Origin of the sequence: Spiroplasma endosymbiont of Virgichneumon dumeticola (genome assembly GCF_964264745.1) — a bacterium.
Taxonomy (GTDB): domain Bacteria; phylum Bacillota_I; class Bacilli_A; order Mycoplasmatales; family VBWQ01; genus Spiroplasma_E.
Genome location: NZ_OZ183478.1, coordinates 206,138 through 222,669, shown reverse-complemented (window position 1 = coordinate 222,669; position 16,532 = coordinate 206,138). Strand labels below are relative to the sequence as shown.

22 protein-coding genes are annotated in these 16,532 nt (G+C 25.3%); 9 read left to right on the top strand and 13 right to left on the bottom strand.

Translation table 4 applies throughout. From position 1 onward, the window contains the following. The first annotated feature begins 5 nt into the window (after positions 1 to 5). The 5 genes from ACFEL4_RS01445 (at position 6) to ACFEL4_RS01425 (ending at position 6,419) form a co-directional block, all read left to right on the top strand. Positions 6 to 2,261 (top strand): RelA/SpoT family protein, encoded by a 2,256-nt coding sequence (locus ACFEL4_RS01445; RefSeq protein ID WP_375317808.1) that lies wholly within the window; start codon positions 6 to 8, stop codon positions 2,259 to 2,261. A gap of 278 nt (positions 2,262 to 2,539) precedes the next feature. Beyond that, on the top strand, positions 2,540 to 3,808 hold the full coding sequence (gene hisS, locus ACFEL4_RS01440) for a histidine--tRNA ligase (protein ID WP_375317807.1): 1,269 nt from the start codon (positions 2,540 to 2,542) through the stop codon (positions 3,806 to 3,808). 4 nt (positions 3,809 to 3,812) lie between these two features. Then, the gene (gene aspS, locus ACFEL4_RS01435) at positions 3,813 to 5,555 is read left to right on the top strand and encodes an aspartate--tRNA ligase (RefSeq protein WP_375317806.1); all 1,743 of its coding nucleotides are present in this window, start codon (positions 3,813 to 3,815) and stop codon (positions 5,553 to 5,555) included. A 43-nt stretch (positions 5,556 to 5,598) separates the two neighbouring features. Beyond that, a complete protein-coding gene (locus ACFEL4_RS01430) occupies positions 5,599 to 5,970 on the top strand; it encodes a hypothetical protein (protein ID WP_375317805.1) in 372 nt (123 codons plus the stop codon). 5 nt (positions 5,971 to 5,975) lie between these two features. After that, on the top strand, positions 5,976 to 6,419 hold the full coding sequence (locus ACFEL4_RS01425) for an IS1595 family transposase (RefSeq protein ID WP_375318347.1): 444 nt from the start codon (positions 5,976 to 5,978) through the stop codon (positions 6,417 to 6,419). Between the two features lie 173 nt (positions 6,420 to 6,592). Here ACFEL4_RS01425 and ACFEL4_RS01420 read toward each other — a convergent pair whose 3' ends face one another. Next, positions 6,593 to 7,573 carry a hypothetical protein gene (locus ACFEL4_RS01420; RefSeq protein ID WP_375317804.1) on the bottom strand — a complete coding sequence of 327 codons (981 nt, stop codon included), beginning with the start codon at positions 7,571 to 7,573 and terminating at the stop codon, positions 6,593 to 6,595. Positions 7,574 to 8,683: 1,110 nt separating this feature from the next. On the opposite strand from ACFEL4_RS01420, the gene ACFEL4_RS01415 reads away from it, so the two are divergent. Then, positions 8,684 to 8,890 (top strand): hypothetical protein, encoded by a 207-nt coding sequence (locus tag ACFEL4_RS01415; RefSeq protein ID WP_375317803.1) that lies wholly within the window; start codon positions 8,684 to 8,686, stop codon positions 8,888 to 8,890. Between the two features lie 3 nt (positions 8,891 to 8,893). Further along, positions 8,894 to 9,016: a hypothetical protein gene (locus ACFEL4_RS01410; protein ID WP_375317802.1), complete on the top strand. Its 123-nt coding sequence runs from the start codon at positions 8,894 to 8,896 to the stop codon at positions 9,014 to 9,016. 87 nt (positions 9,017 to 9,103) lie between these two features. Here ACFEL4_RS01410 and ACFEL4_RS01405 read toward each other — a convergent pair whose 3' ends face one another. From ACFEL4_RS01405 to ACFEL4_RS01355, 11 genes are all read right to left on the bottom strand, one after another. Next, positions 9,104 to 9,463: a hypothetical protein gene (locus ACFEL4_RS01405; RefSeq protein WP_375317801.1), complete on the bottom strand. Its 360-nt coding sequence runs from the start codon at positions 9,461 to 9,463 to the stop codon at positions 9,104 to 9,106. A 122-nt stretch (positions 9,464 to 9,585) separates the two neighbouring features. Then, positions 9,586 to 10,065: a Panacea domain-containing protein gene (locus ACFEL4_RS01400; RefSeq protein WP_375317800.1), complete on the bottom strand. Its 480-nt coding sequence runs from the start codon at positions 10,063 to 10,065 to the stop codon at positions 9,586 to 9,588. Positions 10,066 to 10,174: 109 nt separating this feature from the next. Continuing rightward, the gene (locus tag ACFEL4_RS01395) at positions 10,175 to 10,330 is read right to left on the bottom strand and encodes a hypothetical protein (protein WP_375317799.1); all 156 of its coding nucleotides are present in this window, start codon (positions 10,328 to 10,330) and stop codon (positions 10,175 to 10,177) included. A 55-nt stretch (positions 10,331 to 10,385) separates the two neighbouring features. Continuing rightward, positions 10,386 to 10,745: a hypothetical protein gene (locus ACFEL4_RS01390; protein ID WP_375317798.1), complete on the bottom strand. Its 360-nt coding sequence runs from the start codon at positions 10,743 to 10,745 to the stop codon at positions 10,386 to 10,388. Positions 10,746 to 10,879: 134 nt separating this feature from the next. Continuing rightward, complete coding sequence (locus tag ACFEL4_RS01385) at positions 10,880 to 11,572, bottom strand: IS1595 family transposase (protein WP_375317797.1); 693 nt, start codon at positions 11,570 to 11,572, stop codon at positions 10,880 to 10,882. After that, a complete protein-coding gene (locus ACFEL4_RS01380) occupies positions 11,497 to 11,700 on the bottom strand; it encodes a hypothetical protein (RefSeq protein WP_375317796.1) in 204 nt (67 codons plus the stop codon). The genes ACFEL4_RS01385 and ACFEL4_RS01380 overlap by 76 nt, the downstream gene beginning before the upstream one ends. Continuing rightward, complete coding sequence (locus ACFEL4_RS01375; RefSeq protein ID WP_375317795.1) at positions 11,678 to 13,162, bottom strand: hypothetical protein; 1,485 nt, start codon at positions 13,160 to 13,162, stop codon at positions 11,678 to 11,680. The genes ACFEL4_RS01380 and ACFEL4_RS01375 overlap by 23 nt, the downstream gene beginning before the upstream one ends. A 41-nt stretch (positions 13,163 to 13,203) precedes the next feature. Beyond that, on the bottom strand, positions 13,204 to 13,596 hold the full coding sequence (locus tag ACFEL4_RS01370) for a hypothetical protein (RefSeq protein WP_375317794.1): 393 nt from the start codon (positions 13,594 to 13,596) through the stop codon (positions 13,204 to 13,206). Then, entirely contained in the window at positions 13,562 to 14,275 is a 714-nt protein-coding gene (locus ACFEL4_RS01365; RefSeq protein ID WP_375317793.1) for a hypothetical protein, read from the bottom strand. Before ACFEL4_RS01365 ends, ACFEL4_RS01370 begins: the two co-directional genes overlap by 35 nt. Further along, positions 14,229 to 14,636, bottom strand: coding sequence for a hypothetical protein (locus ACFEL4_RS01360; RefSeq protein ID WP_375317792.1), 408 nt, complete (start codon positions 14,634 to 14,636; stop codon positions 14,229 to 14,231). The genes ACFEL4_RS01365 and ACFEL4_RS01360 overlap by 47 nt, the downstream gene beginning before the upstream one ends. Then, a complete protein-coding gene (locus ACFEL4_RS01355; protein ID WP_375317791.1) occupies positions 14,591 to 15,265 on the bottom strand; it encodes a hypothetical protein in 675 nt (224 codons plus the stop codon). The genes ACFEL4_RS01360 and ACFEL4_RS01355 overlap by 46 nt, the downstream gene beginning before the upstream one ends. Positions 15,266 to 15,283: 18 nt before the next feature. Between ACFEL4_RS01355 and ACFEL4_RS01350 the strand changes: the two genes are divergently transcribed. Both ACFEL4_RS01350 and ACFEL4_RS01345 read left to right on the top strand, forming a co-directional pair. Next, the gene (locus tag ACFEL4_RS01350) at positions 15,284 to 15,820 is read left to right on the top strand and encodes a hypothetical protein (protein WP_375317790.1); all 537 of its coding nucleotides are present in this window, start codon (positions 15,284 to 15,286) and stop codon (positions 15,818 to 15,820) included. Further along, complete coding sequence (locus ACFEL4_RS01345; protein WP_375317056.1) at positions 15,715 to 16,104, top strand: IS1595 family transposase; 390 nt, start codon at positions 15,715 to 15,717, stop codon at positions 16,102 to 16,104. The genes ACFEL4_RS01350 and ACFEL4_RS01345 overlap by 106 nt, the downstream gene beginning before the upstream one ends. A gap of 40 nt (positions 16,105 to 16,144) precedes the next feature. On the opposite strand, the gene ACFEL4_RS01340 is transcribed toward ACFEL4_RS01345, so the two are convergent. Next, positions 16,145 to 16,531: a hypothetical protein gene (locus ACFEL4_RS01340; protein WP_375317789.1), complete on the bottom strand. Its 387-nt coding sequence runs from the start codon at positions 16,529 to 16,531 to the stop codon at positions 16,145 to 16,147. Position 16,532 lies beyond the last annotated feature (1 nt).

Genomic DNA, 16,532 nt, shown 5'->3' with positions numbered 1-16,532 from the left:
AATTAATGGATAATTTGACTTGTAAAGACTTTAATCAACTGTTAGTGGAAGCTAAAACATTTATTAAAGATGAAAAACAAATTGCAAAAATTACTGTTGCTTATGAATACGCACTTAAAAAACATGAGGGACAATTTCGCAAAAACGGTGACCCCTATGTTTATCATGTATTATCAACAGCATATAATTTAGTTCTCTGACATTTAGATATCGCTTCAATTGAAGCTGGATTTTTACATGATATTTTAGAAGATACACCAACTACATTTGAGGAATTAGTAGAGGATTTTGGACTAGAAGTTGCTGACTTAGTATTAGCAGTAACAAAAGTTAGTCATTTTGCTAAAGAAAAAAGAAAAGAAATTAAAGCTAATTATTTACGTAAATTATATTTAAGTTTAGCCCATGACATTCGTGTTATTATTATTAAAATGGCAGATAGATTACATAATATTAGAACAATTAATTTTTTAAGTAAAGAAAAACAACAAATCATTGCTAAAGAAACATTAGAAGTTTATGCTTCTATTGCCCATCGTTTAGGAATGCGTCAATTACAATCAGAATTAGAAGACCGTTCATTTGCTGTTCTTAATCCTAAAGAATATACAAAGATTGATAATTTAATTAATATTGATCGTGAAAAACGTGAAAATTTAGTTAATACTATTATTCAAGAATTAAGTAAAACTTTATCACAACATAAAAAATTAATTTTTAAAATTTATGGACGTAGTAAAAACTTATATTCTATTTACCGTAAAATGTATTATTTTGGAAAAGATTTTGATGATATTCATGATATTTTAGCCATTAGAGTTATTACTAATACGCTTGATAGTTGTTATGCAATTTTAGGTTATATTCATCAAAGTTTTACTCCTGTCCCAGGAAGATTTAAAGACTATATTGCTACTCCTAAAAATAATATGTATCAATCTTTACATACTTCAGTTGTTTTTGATAATGAAATTTATGAACTACAAATTCGAACTGATAAAATGGAAGATTTTGCCGAAACAGGAGCAGCTTCTCACTGACGATATAAAGATGGTGAAACGAAAAACCCCAAAAAACGACAAGCAGAAATTGATGAAAAATTAAATATTTTCCAAGAAATTTTAAACTTAAATGCCATGAATCAGTTTGTTGATGATAATACCATTGAAGAAGATAATGCAAAATATAGTAATTTAGAAAAAGAAATTAAACAAGACATTTTTAGTGATTTAATTTATGTTTTAACACCCAATGGTAATGTTATAACATTACCATTGGGTGCTACTATTTTAGATTTTGCCTACAAAGTTCATACTGAAATTGGTGATACAACAGTCGGAGCGCGAATTAATGGTACTTATTCATCAATTAATACTGTTTTAAAATCTGGTGATATTGTTGAAATCAAAACTTCAAAAACCGCTCACCCTAATCGTGATTGATTAAGTATTGTTAAAACTAATTTTGCCCAACATAAAATCAAAAAATATTTAAATAAACAAGAAGAATTATTAAATCAAGAAATCAAGCTTAAAGATTTAGAAAATAAAGAAAAAATTAAAAAAGCAAAAGAGAAGATGGAAAACTATATTATTGACAACCATGTTCGCTGAAAAATCGCCAAACGTAGTATCATCATGTCACGAATTAGATCGTTAAAATATAAAACATATGAAGACTTTTGCTTAGATGTTGCTAATGGTGCTTACACCATTGAACAAGCAGTTACTGATATTTTATATACTGATTCATTAACTTTCCAAGAACTAAAAATTAAAAAATACTCAGAAATGAACTTAAACAGCAGCAATGATATCTTAATTGAAAATGCTCCTAACATTAAAACATCATTAGCCCACTGTTGTTTACCAATTCCTGATGAACCAATTGCTGGTTATATTACCAAAGGACAAGGTATTAAAGTACATCGTGTTATTTGTCCTAATGTTAGTTTACCCGAACGAAAAGAACGTGTCATTGAAACAATTTGAAATTTGCTAGTTACTAGCAATAGAACTTATAATTCAAGTATTCTAATTCAATACTTAGATCGTCCAGCACTAATGACTGATATTTTAAATATTTTAGGTTATTTAAAAGCCCAAATTCAAAGTATTGAAGCTAATAATAAATCAATAATTAATCGGACAGGAACATTAAAAATTTTAATTAAAGTTTCTAATATTGAACGATTACAACAAATCATTTCATCAATTAAAAAAATTCCTGATATTATTACAATAAATAGAATAATTATGTAATATTTTAGTATAATATTTTTACGCGTTTAAAAAATGTATTAACAAAACTTTCAGAGACAGTATGGTTGGTGAAAATACTGGTTTATTAATACTAAAGACAATTAAACTGCTTGTTGATTATCATTAACAAACAACTAAAGATTTAAGATAATTGAGAGTATTTTTTGTTTCTACAAAGAGTAAATTAGGATGGCACCGCGTTCACAAAACGTTCCTATAATTTTAGGAATTTTTTATTTTTAAATTAACTTAACTAAGTTATAAAGGAGAGGAAAACAATGACAATCCAAAAACCACGTGGTACACGTGATCTTTATGAACAAGACATAATTGTATATCGCAACATTATTAATATTTTACAAACTTGTGCTGCTAAGTATAATTATCAAGAATTCATTACCCCCACTTTTGAAGATGCTCATTTATTTTTACGAGCAGTCGGTGATACAACCGATATTATCCAAAAAGAAATTTATCAATTTAATGATAAAGGTGATCGAACTTTAGCACTACGTCCAGAAGGAACTGCTGGTTTGGCACGTGCGGTAATTGAAAATAAATTATACAAACCCAAACAAACTTTAAAATATTTTTATTATGGTTCTATGTTTCGTTACGAACGACCACAAAAAGGGCGACAACGTGAATTCAACCAATTTGGAATTGAAACTGTAGGCACTAATCACCCCTTAAGTGATGTTGAAGTAATGATGATGGCTATTAATATGATGAAAGATTTAGAAATTTCTAATTTAAGTTTAAACATTAATTATTTTGGTTCTGATGAAACTAAAAATAAATATCAAACTATTTTAAAAAAACACTTACTAAGTAGGAAATCCCAATTTTGTGAAAACTGTCAAATGCGAACTTTCACAAATCCAATTCGTGTTCTTGATTGCAAAATTTGTCATAAACTATCATTGGATATTCCTAAAATTACTGAAATTTTATCACCAATTGAACAAGTAAATTTTGCTTTAATTACTGAAGCTTTAACAAATCATAATATTAGTTTTAAAGTTGATGAATATTTAGTTCGTGGATTAGATTATTATACTGGTATTATTTTTGAAGTTACAAGCTCTGACCCGCGAATTGGTGAGACTCAAAATACATTAATTGGTGGTGGTCGTTATGATAATCTATTACAACAACTAGGTTCACCATTAGCAATTCCAGCTATTGGATTTGCCATTGGTATTGAACGATTGATGTTATTGTTATCTAATAATAAACAAGTAAATCACAAGCCAATTATGCAATTACAAGTTATTGCTTTAAGTGATAACGCTTTAAATATGATGTCATGATTGTTACAACAACTACGTAATAAAAACTATCAAGTTGATGGTAAATACCATTGTTTTCAAGATAAACATAAATCACAAATTATTAATCGGACAAAAGCATATAACTTATTATTTTTAAAAGATGGAACCACTTCCACAATCTATTCATATGATAAAAAAGTTATGATTCCTATTCAATTCAAAGGTAATAATGATTTATTACAACAAATACTAAACCAATTAAAGGAGCAATAAAATCATGGATAAAACTTTTAGAACCCACACTTGCGGTAATTTATCAATTAAAGACATTAATAAAATAGTTACTATTAGTGGTTGAGCACAATCAATTCGGATTAATAAATTTGGAATTTTTATTGATTTACGTGATATGTATGGTTTAACACAAGTCATCGTTAAAAACGATAATTTTTGCTATGAAATTACTAAAACTTTAAAAACAGAATCAGTAGTAAAAATTATTGGAACAGTAGTAAGTAGAAATAATAAAAATGCTATTTCACCTAATGACATGATTGAAGTAGTAGCAACTGAAGTTGTTAACTTAAGTATGGCTAAAGATTTACCATTCGATATTAAAAATAATGATATTATGGCACGTGAAGAATTACGTTTACAATATCGTTATTTAGATTTACGACGTCCACTAATGAATGCCAAGATAAAATTTAAACATCAAATTATTAATTGTTTACGTACTTTTTTAAACAATAATGATTTCTTAGAAATTGATACACCATGTTTAACTAAAACAACACCCGAAGGTGCTCGTGACTTTTTAGTACCAGCACGAATTCAAAAACAACATTTTTATGCTTTGCCTCAATCACCACAAATTTATAAACAGCTATTAATGATTGCTGGATTTGATAAATACTTCCAAGTTGCTAAATGTTTTCGTGATGAAGATTTTCGGGCTGACCGGCAACCTGAATTTCAACAGTTAGATATTGAAATGGCATTTATTACCAGTAAAGAAGTAATGTTAACAATAGAAAAAATGATAGCTAATCTTTTTAAAACTTTAAAACTAGGAGACATTCCTAATAGTTTTAATAAAGTTAGTTATGAACAAGTTATGGATAAATACGGAAGTGATAAGCCAGATTTACGTTGTACGTGTCAACTATTAAATTTGAACTTAACCAATAGTATTAACAAAAAAAATTTTAAAGGGTTTTTAGTAAAAGATAAAATTAATGAAGTAACAATTAAAAAATTAACGGAAATCAGCACCCAACATGGTGGTAAAACATTAATAATTTATGATTTAACAAAACAAAAAGTATTTCATAATAATAGTAATATTATTTTTAATAATGAAGATTTATCAGCATTAAGTAAGATTAAAAGCAATGATTTTAATACATTAATTTTCGTTTATGAACCAACGAGTATTGCCAATAAAATTATGGGTGCTATTAGAACACATTATATTAATGATGAATTAAAACAAAAACATCATCAAGACTTTTTAACTAATATTAATAATTATGAGTTTGTCTGAGTTGTTAATTGACCAATGTTTGAAGAAGAAAATGGGCAATGACAAGCATGTCATCATCCGTTTACTAGTCCAAAAAATTCCAATGATTTAAAGAATATTAAAAACAATGACTTATCACAATTAAAAGCTGATGCTTATGATTTAGTATTAAATGGTTTTGAGATTGCTGGTGGCAGTATCAGAATTCATGATTATGAATTGCAAAAACAAATATTTGTGTTATTAAAATTAACCAAAGAACAAATTGATAGTAAGTTTGGTTTTTTCTTATCAGCTTTTAATTATGGAACACCACCACATGGCGGAATTGCCTTTGGCATTGATCGATTGGTAATGATTTTAACTAATAGTCAATCAATTCGTGATACAATTGCCTTTCCTAAGAATAATCGCGGTATTTGTTTATTAATGAATAGTCCTAGTGTGATTGATAGTGAACAGTTAGTTGAGTTAAGATTAAGTTTGCAAAAATAATAATTTTACGGACTTCTCCTCACATGTACTTGTGGAGGAAACAATGAAATTTAATGAGTTCAATAATACTTTTCAAACTGAAAAACAATGTCTTGCATATATAGCAAGTTTGAAACAAAGCAAATGTATTAGGTGTTCTAGTTTTAATTTGAATACTTCTAATTTAAGAAAAATGAGATGTTTGAAATGTCATCAAACATTCAGTATTCTCACGGGCACTATATTTTCAAAGTCACAAACACCTTTAATATCTTGGTTTTATCTCATCTTTAGATGAATAAACACCAAACATGGAATTCCATCAACTGATGTTGCAAAAGAATTGGGAGTGACCTTGAAAACAGCTTGAAGAATGGGTCATAAATCCGAAGTGCCATTGCTAAACAAGAACCTCAATTCATTGTTGAGGGCATAGTGCAAATGGATGAAATGTATCTTTCACATATGGGTTTTAAAAAACAAGGAAGATCCTTGTTGCACAAAACCTTGATTGTTGGTATTTATGAAAAAACAACCAACAATCTGATTGTGAAAGTATTGAAAAACGCAAACAGTAAAAATCTTTTGCAGTTTGCAATAAACCACATTTCTTCAAAGTGTGATGTACATACTGATTCTTGAAAAGGATATCGCGATTTGAAATCGGTTTTCACTAAGCATGAAACAGTTAACCATCAAGATGGCTATGTTTCAAAAACTGGTGTAAATACCAACCAAATTGAGTCAGTATGAAAACATATACGAAAAACATTTAAAACACATATCAAAGTTGCAAAACATCATATTCATTTATATGCAAAAGAAGCTGCATATAAATTCAATAACATACCTAGTTTTGAAACTGTAATGCTATGTTTAATTTAAAAATGTGGGGAGAAGTCCGTAGATAGGCTTTTCTCAGCATTTATGTGATAAAATTTAAAAATAGTAAATAAAGGGAGAAAAGCCTAATTTTAATAGTTAAGTATGAGAATGTCAAATAAATAAGAAAAAACAATATCATTTTAATATGTAAAAAGCTATTTAGACTTACTCTGTTAAATAGCTTTATTAATTCTGTTATGTTTTTTGTAATCGGCAAATATTTGCTGGTATAATGGGTCAATTAAAACGGTATTTAAAACCAATTGTTCATAGATTTCATAATGATTATTTCTTTGAACATAATAGGTTTCATAAGCAAATAAATGCATAATCATGTTGCCAATAGTTGGATTAGTTTCTTCAGCATTTTTTCATAATACATCTTTTAATTCAACACCATATTTTTTTAAAAGCATATTCATTGAATATTTAATACGATGAGGTTTGTTAAATATTAATTTTTCAATCTTATTACTAATATTAAGGGCATCAGAGAAAATGTCATCTAAACTGTGAATAAAATTACGAAGATGAATTGGTTCGATATCATCAAAGAATGATTCGTTATCATTTAAAATTTTCTTAATTAATAACATTTTCACATGACTATCATTATGTTCAATATAAATTGGAGTTTTAATAACGTCAGTAAATGTTCTGACAATAGGAAGTAATTCTTGTTTAAATTTATAGCCAAGATGATAATGAACTACAAAGAATAAAAGTAAGAAGTTTTCTGAAATGGTATTTAAATTAACAAAGCTTAATGACGATTGATGTTTAATGAAACTTTTATTAAAAGTTTCATTAAATTGAGTAATTGTATTAATAACTTCTTGAGAAGAAGTTATTAAACAAATATTATTAAAATCAGCAAGTGTAGTTTTTTCGTTATAAATAATATTACCGTTATTAAATTCTCGTAATGCTTTTTTGTAGTAAGGAGTAGTAAAAGCTTCTGCTAATTCTTTTTGTAAATTACTTATTTTATTTTCATCTTGATGTATTACAGAATCTTGATAATTTAAAAATAAAATAATTCAATTGAGACACATCTTTTTTTGTTCAACAGTTAAATTTTTGTCAACGAAACATCGGAATAGAGCACCACCGGTTTCAATAATGCACTCATCAGCAGTTTTGTTAATTAACATTATTTTGGCACCTATCTTTCTAAATATCTAATTTTGGCTTTTTCATTGCATAGTCAATAGTATTTAATCTTATAAAATAAAAATTTAAAGTGTACTAAGGTTAAACAAATAAAATATATTTATTATTCTTACTATAATTATAAATGACTTTTTGCATTTATAGTATAAAATTGCTTTTTAAGTGATTTTTTTAAGAAGTAAAATTAAAAATTCATTATGTTAGTTGTTAAGAAATATTTTTTTTACAACAGATTAAATGATTTTTATTTTTTAAAGTAATTATAATGTTCATCTAGTAGATTAGATTATAGTTAATAACTATTTTATTTTGCTTACACTTTCTTTTGAATGATATAAGAAGCCAATTTTAAAGAAATAGTTGTGAGTAATAGTAACTTTTATAAACTTGTTTAATTATTTTTCTTAGTTTTTAAATACTAACTCTTAAGGTTAAAAGCTAGTTCAATATTTTGTTTAATTTTGGTTGAAAAGTAGCGATGTACTAGTTTTTTCATCACGTTTATATATAGAGTAAATTTAAGTTATTAATTAAATTTTTACTCTCAATTATTAATATAGTAAACATTTTATCTTGTATAACTATTTTTGTTATAAAATGTAAATATTTTGCGAACAAGATATGATAAAAATAAATCTTGTTACATTTATTCTAACACATAATATTTGAAAGTATGGTTTTTCGGAGTTATTATTAGATTAATATAAAGATATATGATATTTAGATTTTAATAATATTATTTTGCTTAATTTTAAAGGCTTTTCTCCCTTTATGTACTATTTTTAAATTTTATCACATAAATGCTGAGAAAAGCCTTATTTAATTATTATAAATAATTGAAATATAGAAATTAATGACCATGACCAAGCAGAAAGTTTATTAATTGGTTGATATTATATAAATAATGAGAATAAATAATGAATAAAATTCAATTAAATGACCCAAATAGATTTAGTAAGAAAATGTTAAAAATATATTACTGAACTTATGATTAAATATAAAGATAAACCTGATTCAATTATAGTTTTACATGAAATATTCTTAATGTTAAATGAACCATCTTTATCTAAAAAAATTAAGGAAGTGAAATAATGCAAAAACAAAAACAAGAAAAAGTATTATTAAAATGTATTGTTAAAGAATGTAATAAAAAAGTATTAATTAAATTACAATCTACAGATTTAGAAAATACTTCTATTCAATTTTTTAAAATGTGTAAAAAACATCAATTAGATTTTAATAATAAAGTAAAAGAAATAAAAGAATATTATGATAATAAAATAAAAAATAAGGAGTAAATAATGACTAAATGAGATTTTGCAAAATGATTAATGGAACAATGATTAGAAGCAAGAAAAAATAATGATAAAGAATATATGCAAGTAATAGAAGATAGTTTTAATGACTTTGATATAACTGATTAAATTATCTATATTTAGTATATAAAATATGATATAATTAATATAAAGATAAGTATTGCTCAATTCTACTTATCTTTTTTATTTTTTTAATTAAGGATTTGATGTACACAGTTTATCACAAACTAAGCATATTTTATATTTATTATTTTTTTCTTTTTTCTTATTGAGATGAATTAAATGATTTATATCTAAAAATAAAGGTTTAACTATTTTATTTTTCAAATCTAAAATAAAAAATAGTTTTCTTTTTTCATAATTATTTATTTTAATTTGAAAAATATTATAACAATCTATAATATTTTGTTGTAATCAATCTTTATCATTATTTTTTTGACTTAAAATGTGTGCAATTTTTTCTCTTTGAATAAATTGAATATCATGAAAATTATTTTCTTCTTTTACTTTATTATCAGTTAATAAATCATCTATAAATTTATTATTTATAGACATTTTAACTATTTTTTTTAAAAAATCAGAAATTATATTTTTATAATCTTTAGAATCGCTTATATATGTAAATTTACATTTTTCATTATTAATATATATGCAATCATAAATAAATAAACTAAAATCTATAAAATATCCCATGTTTTAACAAAGTCTTTCATTTTTTTAAATTCTAATTTATTATGTGATGGTATATCATCTTTTAAACCATTTCTTGCTTTTAAAAATGGTTCCGTATCATGAGACATATTTACCAATTCTTCTGTAGTAAATTTTATTATTTTTTTAATATTATTATCAATAAATTCTTTTTTTGAATCTTTATCAAGATTTTTAATTATTCAAATTTTTTCATTATCATAATATTCAGTAAAATTAAATCCATTTTCTCTTATATAATTAAAAATTTTTGGAATCACAGGACCATAAACTCATGCTTCAAATTCATCATTAAATAACTTTTTACCAGTTTCTTTTAAATATTTTAAATACAAAAAATATAATACTTTTTGTAATTTTACAGAAAACATTATTTTGTATTTTTCAATTAAATATTTAGTTATAGAAAATAATTCATCATTTAATTCTTCTGCTTTAAATTCCATGATTGTTCACCTATCTTTTTACCTTAATATTTACATATTAACATATTTAAAAAATGAATAATATATAATACAAAAATATAACATAAATAGTTACCATTGGGTAACTATTTTAATTAGATTGTGGGGTAATATTATTTTTCTTATTTTTTCTGATATTTTTTTTATCTTTTGCTTTTAAACATATAGGAAGAATTATATAAGCACCTATAAGTACAATACCAATAAAACTTAATAATGCTATTAAAATAATGATACTTCTATCCAAATTTACACTTCCTTTCAATAATATTCAAATTAAATATAACATATCTATAAAATAATTATCTAGAATTTAATATAACTTTTGAAATTGTTAAAGTTATACTTTTTGTACAAATAATTTTTTCTTTACTACTTTTATTAATACCACCAAAATATCCTTCTCCGTTGCCTTGTAGATATATAGGAAATAATTGTATTTGAAAATTTAAATTATTATCTATATTTTTAAAACCTAAATACATTGAACTATTATCTTGTGGAATTTCCAATTCTTCTACTCATCCTCGTGAGTCATGATATTGGTCTCTTTTTACTTTAATACTTACATCCAATAAATTATATAAATTATTTGTATTATTTACTTTTACTCCCACACTTGCTAAACCAGTATAAAGAAAATCATGTATTCTATCAATCATTTTATTATCATTTTTTTTAATTAATTCTTTATTATCAGAACAATAATTTAAGGCTTTTCTCCCTTTATGTACTATTTTAAATTTTATCACATAAATGCTGAGAAAAGCCTATCTACGGACTTCTCCCCACATTTTTAAATTAAACATAGCATTACAGTTTCAAAACTAGGTATGTTATTGAATTTATATGCAGCTTCTTTTGCATATAAATGAATATGATGTTTTGCAACTTTGATATGTGTTTTAAATGTTCTTCGTATATGTTTTCATACTGACTCAATTTGGTTGGTATTTACACCAGTTTTTGAAACATAGCCATCTTGATGGTTAACTGTTTCATGCTTAGTGAAAACCGATTTCAAATCGCGATATCCTTTTCAAGAATCAGTATGTACATCACACTTTGAAGAAATGTGGTTTATTGCAAACTGCAAAAGATTTTTACTGTTTGCGTTTTTCAATACTTTCACAATCAGATTGTTGGTTGTTTTTTCATAAATACCAACCATCAAGGTTTTGTTCAACAAGGATCTTCCTTGTTTTTTAAAACCCATATGTGAAAGATACATTTCATCCATTTGCACTATGCCCTCAACAATGAATTGAGGTTCTTGTTTAGCAATGGCACTTCGGATTTTATGACCCATTCTTCAAGCTGTTTTCAAGGTCACTCCCAATTCTTTTGCAACATCAGTTGATGGAATTCCATGTTTGGTGTTTATTCATCTAAAGATGAGATAAAACCAAGATATTAAAGGTGTTTGTGACTTTGAAAATATAGTACCCGTGAGAATACTGAATGTTTGATGACATTTCAAACATCTCATTTTATTAAATTAGAAGTATTCAAATTAAAACTAGAACACCTAATACATTTGCTTTGTTTCAAACTTGCTATATATGCAAGACATTGTTTTTCAGTTTGAAAAGTATTATTGAACTCATTCAATTTCATTGTTTCCTCCACAAGTACATGTGGGGAGAAGTCCGTAATTTAATTCTTTTAAATTAAAGGGTTTTGTTATAGTTTGTGTCTTATTTGAAAATGTTTGATTAATATCTAAAATAATATTACTTGGTTCAGTTCCATTACTTCACTCTTTTGTTTGATAATCTCAACTAATATATAAGTCAATTGACTTATAATATCTTTGCAAATCATTAAAAGTATTAATTAATAATGTTGGGTCTAATTTAGATTTAATATATAAGTTAATTTCTAATGGTTTGATTTTTGGAAAAACATAATTGTTTCAATTATAAGGTGTATAATCTAATTTACTTCCATTTATAGTAAATACACTTTCCAATGGTAAATCAGAACTATATGTAGGGTTTTCGGGAATAATAATTATTGATTTTGCTATGTTTTGTGGACTTGGTGGTAATATTTCTGCTGGATAACTAAATGTTGTTTCTTCAGTTTCTTTATATTCATCATGATTTAATTTATATAAAGTAGTTCAATTAAAAGCATTATTAGTTAAAGCACCTTTATTTTTATATCTAAATTGTGCAACTGAAAGTTCATTATAATCACCTTGATAAGTAAATGGATTATCACTATAAAATGTATGTCTTTCTTCACCTTGATGTAATGATTGTGTAACAATTGTATCAATAATATAAGCATAATTTGAACCATCACTAACACCATTACTTGTAGGGTTTCATTGACAATCAGTATCTAAGTTAGTTAATGGTGAAGCAATATCTAAAAACTCTGTATCTTCTGCTGAAATATAAACTTTATTATTTTTCTTTTGTGATAAATCAACTGTACTTATTTGTTCTTTTGTTTCGAATTTATGACCTGTTGTAGGGTCTCATGGATAAACACTAACTCTATCACTTAATTTCATAGTCATAGCAGTTGTACTAACATTTGCACATAATAATTTACCAATAGCAAAATCATTTTCATTAGCAAAAGCATTTAATGGAATTAAACCACCATTACCAATAATATTTTCTAAATTATTTGTAAAAAATGCAGACATAAAACCATTAAAATATAACATTTTTTTATATTGTTGATTATTTTGATTAATAATAAAACCAATTGTAATACCTAAACTTAAAACATTTAATAATTTACCAATTAATGGTATATCACTTAAAGCAAATGGTAATCATTGTACACTATCATAAGGCATTTGTATTAAACTACTAAATACTACTGAATTAAAATTTAATATTGCTGACATATATTTTTGACTTATTTTTGAATAATCTACAGTTGGTGAACCAATAATTAAATTAGTATCTGGGTCTTTATATTTAAAATTACTAGACATATCAACATTATAGCTACCAGTTAAATTATTAATATTTCATTCACTATCTCAAAAGAATTTAGCTTCTCCAATTGCAGTACCATTACTATTAGTTGCTTTTGTTTTATCAAATGCTAACATACCTTTAAAATCTTTTGTAACAAATAAATTTGCTTGTAAATTTAAACTAGTTGATAATCATTCTTTTCAATCTTTAAAATAAGATATCCAGTATGTTTAGCGTCCATTAAATTATAAAATGTAGTTTCTGGATGACTATTAGTAGTTATTTTATCATTTATACCAGCAATTAAACCACCAATATTTTTAACTGATGTACTTGAATGGTCATTATTACCGGCAATAAATAATCTTCTTGAAGCAAATACTTTTTGTTCAAATATTTCTTCATTTTCTTGTTGTATTGGTGCTTGACCTTGTATTATTGGTCTACCATAATAATAACAACTTGATAATAATTCTAAACCATAACTTTGTCTATGACTATATCTTACTCCAATATCACGCATTAAAGTACGATTAAACGTTACTTCTCCTTCTTGAATAGTAGGCATAACCACTACCAGGACTTGCATATTGTACATAATCAAGTGTATTTTGACCACTTGCTACTGCTCTATCATTAACTGAACTAAAAGTTAATACTTGCATACTAAATTCACCATTATAAGGACTATAATAATTAGTTACATTTGAAATATATAATAATTGTCTATCTTGATTTTTACCAGTATTACCACAAATATTTTCATTTTTATCATTAAATACACAAAAAAATTGTAAATAATCATCTACTGTAATTTGTTCTTCGAACATAACTAATGTATATTGTCTTGTGGTAGAAATTGTTTTAAATAAACTATTATTAGGTAAACCACCAAAATCTACACCACTAGTATCATCAATTAAATAAGCATTTCAATAATCACCAATTTTATATTGTTTAGTATAATATTGATTTTGACCTGTTGTTTTATGAGTAGTTGGGTCTGTAATACCTTTATTTTTTTGATATATATTAGTACTTTTTTTTCAAATACATACAACTGGAGTATTACCAGAAAGTATTAATTCATATTGACCAAAATCACTAATTTTACTATTTATAGGTTTATAACCAGTTTCAGTTAAAGGTATTGCTCCATTATTAATTATAAATGGAAATATTTTTCAATGACTTAAACGTTTAATTATTGCTTGTTGTCTCTTTAGATGTAGATGTGCGTGTTTCATTAATTGAATTCGTTGATGATTGCTCATTTTCATTATCTCCTAATTCTTTATTTAATTTTTTATTTTCTATAATAATATTTTCTAATTTATTTTCAGCCATAAGTTGGTCAATATTATCATATTCACCAATGGATTCAGTTACTGTCATTGTACCATTATTTAATCTTGAATTAATAATTTGGTCTTGTATAATTTGGTCATTTATTGCTATAGGTATAAATTTAAATGAATAAGGTCTTTCACCAATACCATTTCATAAATTTTCACTAATAAGTAATAAATCAAATATACGATAAAAATAAGCACTATAAAATGCTATTTTAATTTCTGTTGTTTCCATATCAAATTTATTATTAAACATACTTTGTGTTTTATTTGTATAAACATCATTACCATGTTCATCATAATCATATCCAGCACCATTAATATTGCTTTAGCAGTACCATTATAATCTAATCAATATTCACTAAATTTAGGGTCACCTTGAATAATTTGCATACCACCATTACCATTTTTATCATACCATGCACTACCAACATTAACAAACATATCTTTTTTAGGATTTTCTGCAATATTACCATTTTCTTGCATTTCTTTAATTACATCATTAGGTAATGAAGCAAATAAAGTAGTAACATTTAATTCTCTTTCTAATCTTTTTTGTCTAATAACACGATTTAAATCAGATATTAAATCTCATACTGCTGTACAATCTGGATAAGCATTTAAAGTAGTTGTATTACCATATAAATTAATAATTGGTAAATTAGTTATTTCAAAAATAGGAATATAATTAAATGGATTTTTAATTTCATAAGTTTTTAATGGTGTTATATTTGGTTTTAATTTTGTTCTTGTAGAACCTAAAATAATATCTTTATTATTATCTTTATATGTTTCATATTTAACTTTTCCATTTTGTATTGTTACTCATGTTAAAGTAGCACTATCTGCTTGTTCATTAATAAAATAACGGACTTCTCCCCACATGTACTTGTGGAGGGAACAATGAAATTGAATGAGTTCAATAATACTTTTCAAACTGAAAAACAATGTCTTGCATATATAGCAAGTTTGAAACAAAGCAAATGTATTAGGTGTTCTAGTTTTAATTTGAATACTTCTAATTTAAGAAAAATGAGATGTTTGAAATGTCATCAAACATTCAGTATTCTCACGGGCACTATATTTTCAAAGTCACAAACACCTTTAATATCTTGGTTTTATCTCATCTTTAGATTAATAAACACCAAACATGGAATTCCATCAACTGATGTTGCAAAAGAATTGGGAGTGACCTTGAAAACAGCTTGAAGAATGGGTCATAAAATCCGAAGTGCCATTGCTAAACAAGAACCTCAATTCATTGTTGAGGGCATAGTGCAAATGGATGAAATGTATCTTTCACATATGGGTTTAAAAAACAAGGAAGATCCTTGTTGCACAAAACCTTGATTGTTGGTATTTATGAAAAAACAACCAACAATCTGATTGTGAAAGTATTGAAAAACGCAAACAGTAAAAATCTTTTGCAGTTTGCAATAAACCACATTTCTTCAAAGTGTGATGTACATACTGATTCTTGAAAAGGATATCGCGATTTGAAATCGGTTTTCACTAAGCATGAAACAGTTAACCATCAAGATGGCTATGTTTCAAAAACTGGTGTAAATACCAACCAAATTGAGTCAGTATGAAAACATATACGAAGAACATTTAAAACACATATCAAAGTTGCAAAACATCATATTCATTTATATGCAAAAGAAGCTGCATATAAATTCAATAACATACCTAGTTTTGAAACTGTAATGCTATGTTTAATTTAAAAATGTGGGGAGAAGTCCGTAGATAGGCTTTTCTCAGCATTTATGTGATAAAATTTAAAAATAGTACATAAAGGGAGAAAAGCCTAAAATAAAATTCTGCTGCTGGTTCTTGTTCATTATATTTAGCAACTCTACCACAAAAACTATTAGGTAATATTTTAAGAGATTTACTATTATCTTCATTAATTATAATCATAATAAATACTTTACCCATTAGTGAATTTTGTAAACCAAATTTATAAAATTTTTCTAATCATTTATCTTTTAAATTCATATCATTAAGATAATCTAATATTTCTTTTTTACTTGAATTAAATAAAAAACCTTTACCTAATCATAATTTAGTTGATTTTTGAGCAATAATCATTGGTATATCAATATATCATTTTGATTTATCACAACTTAAATATTCCATTGTATTTATCATA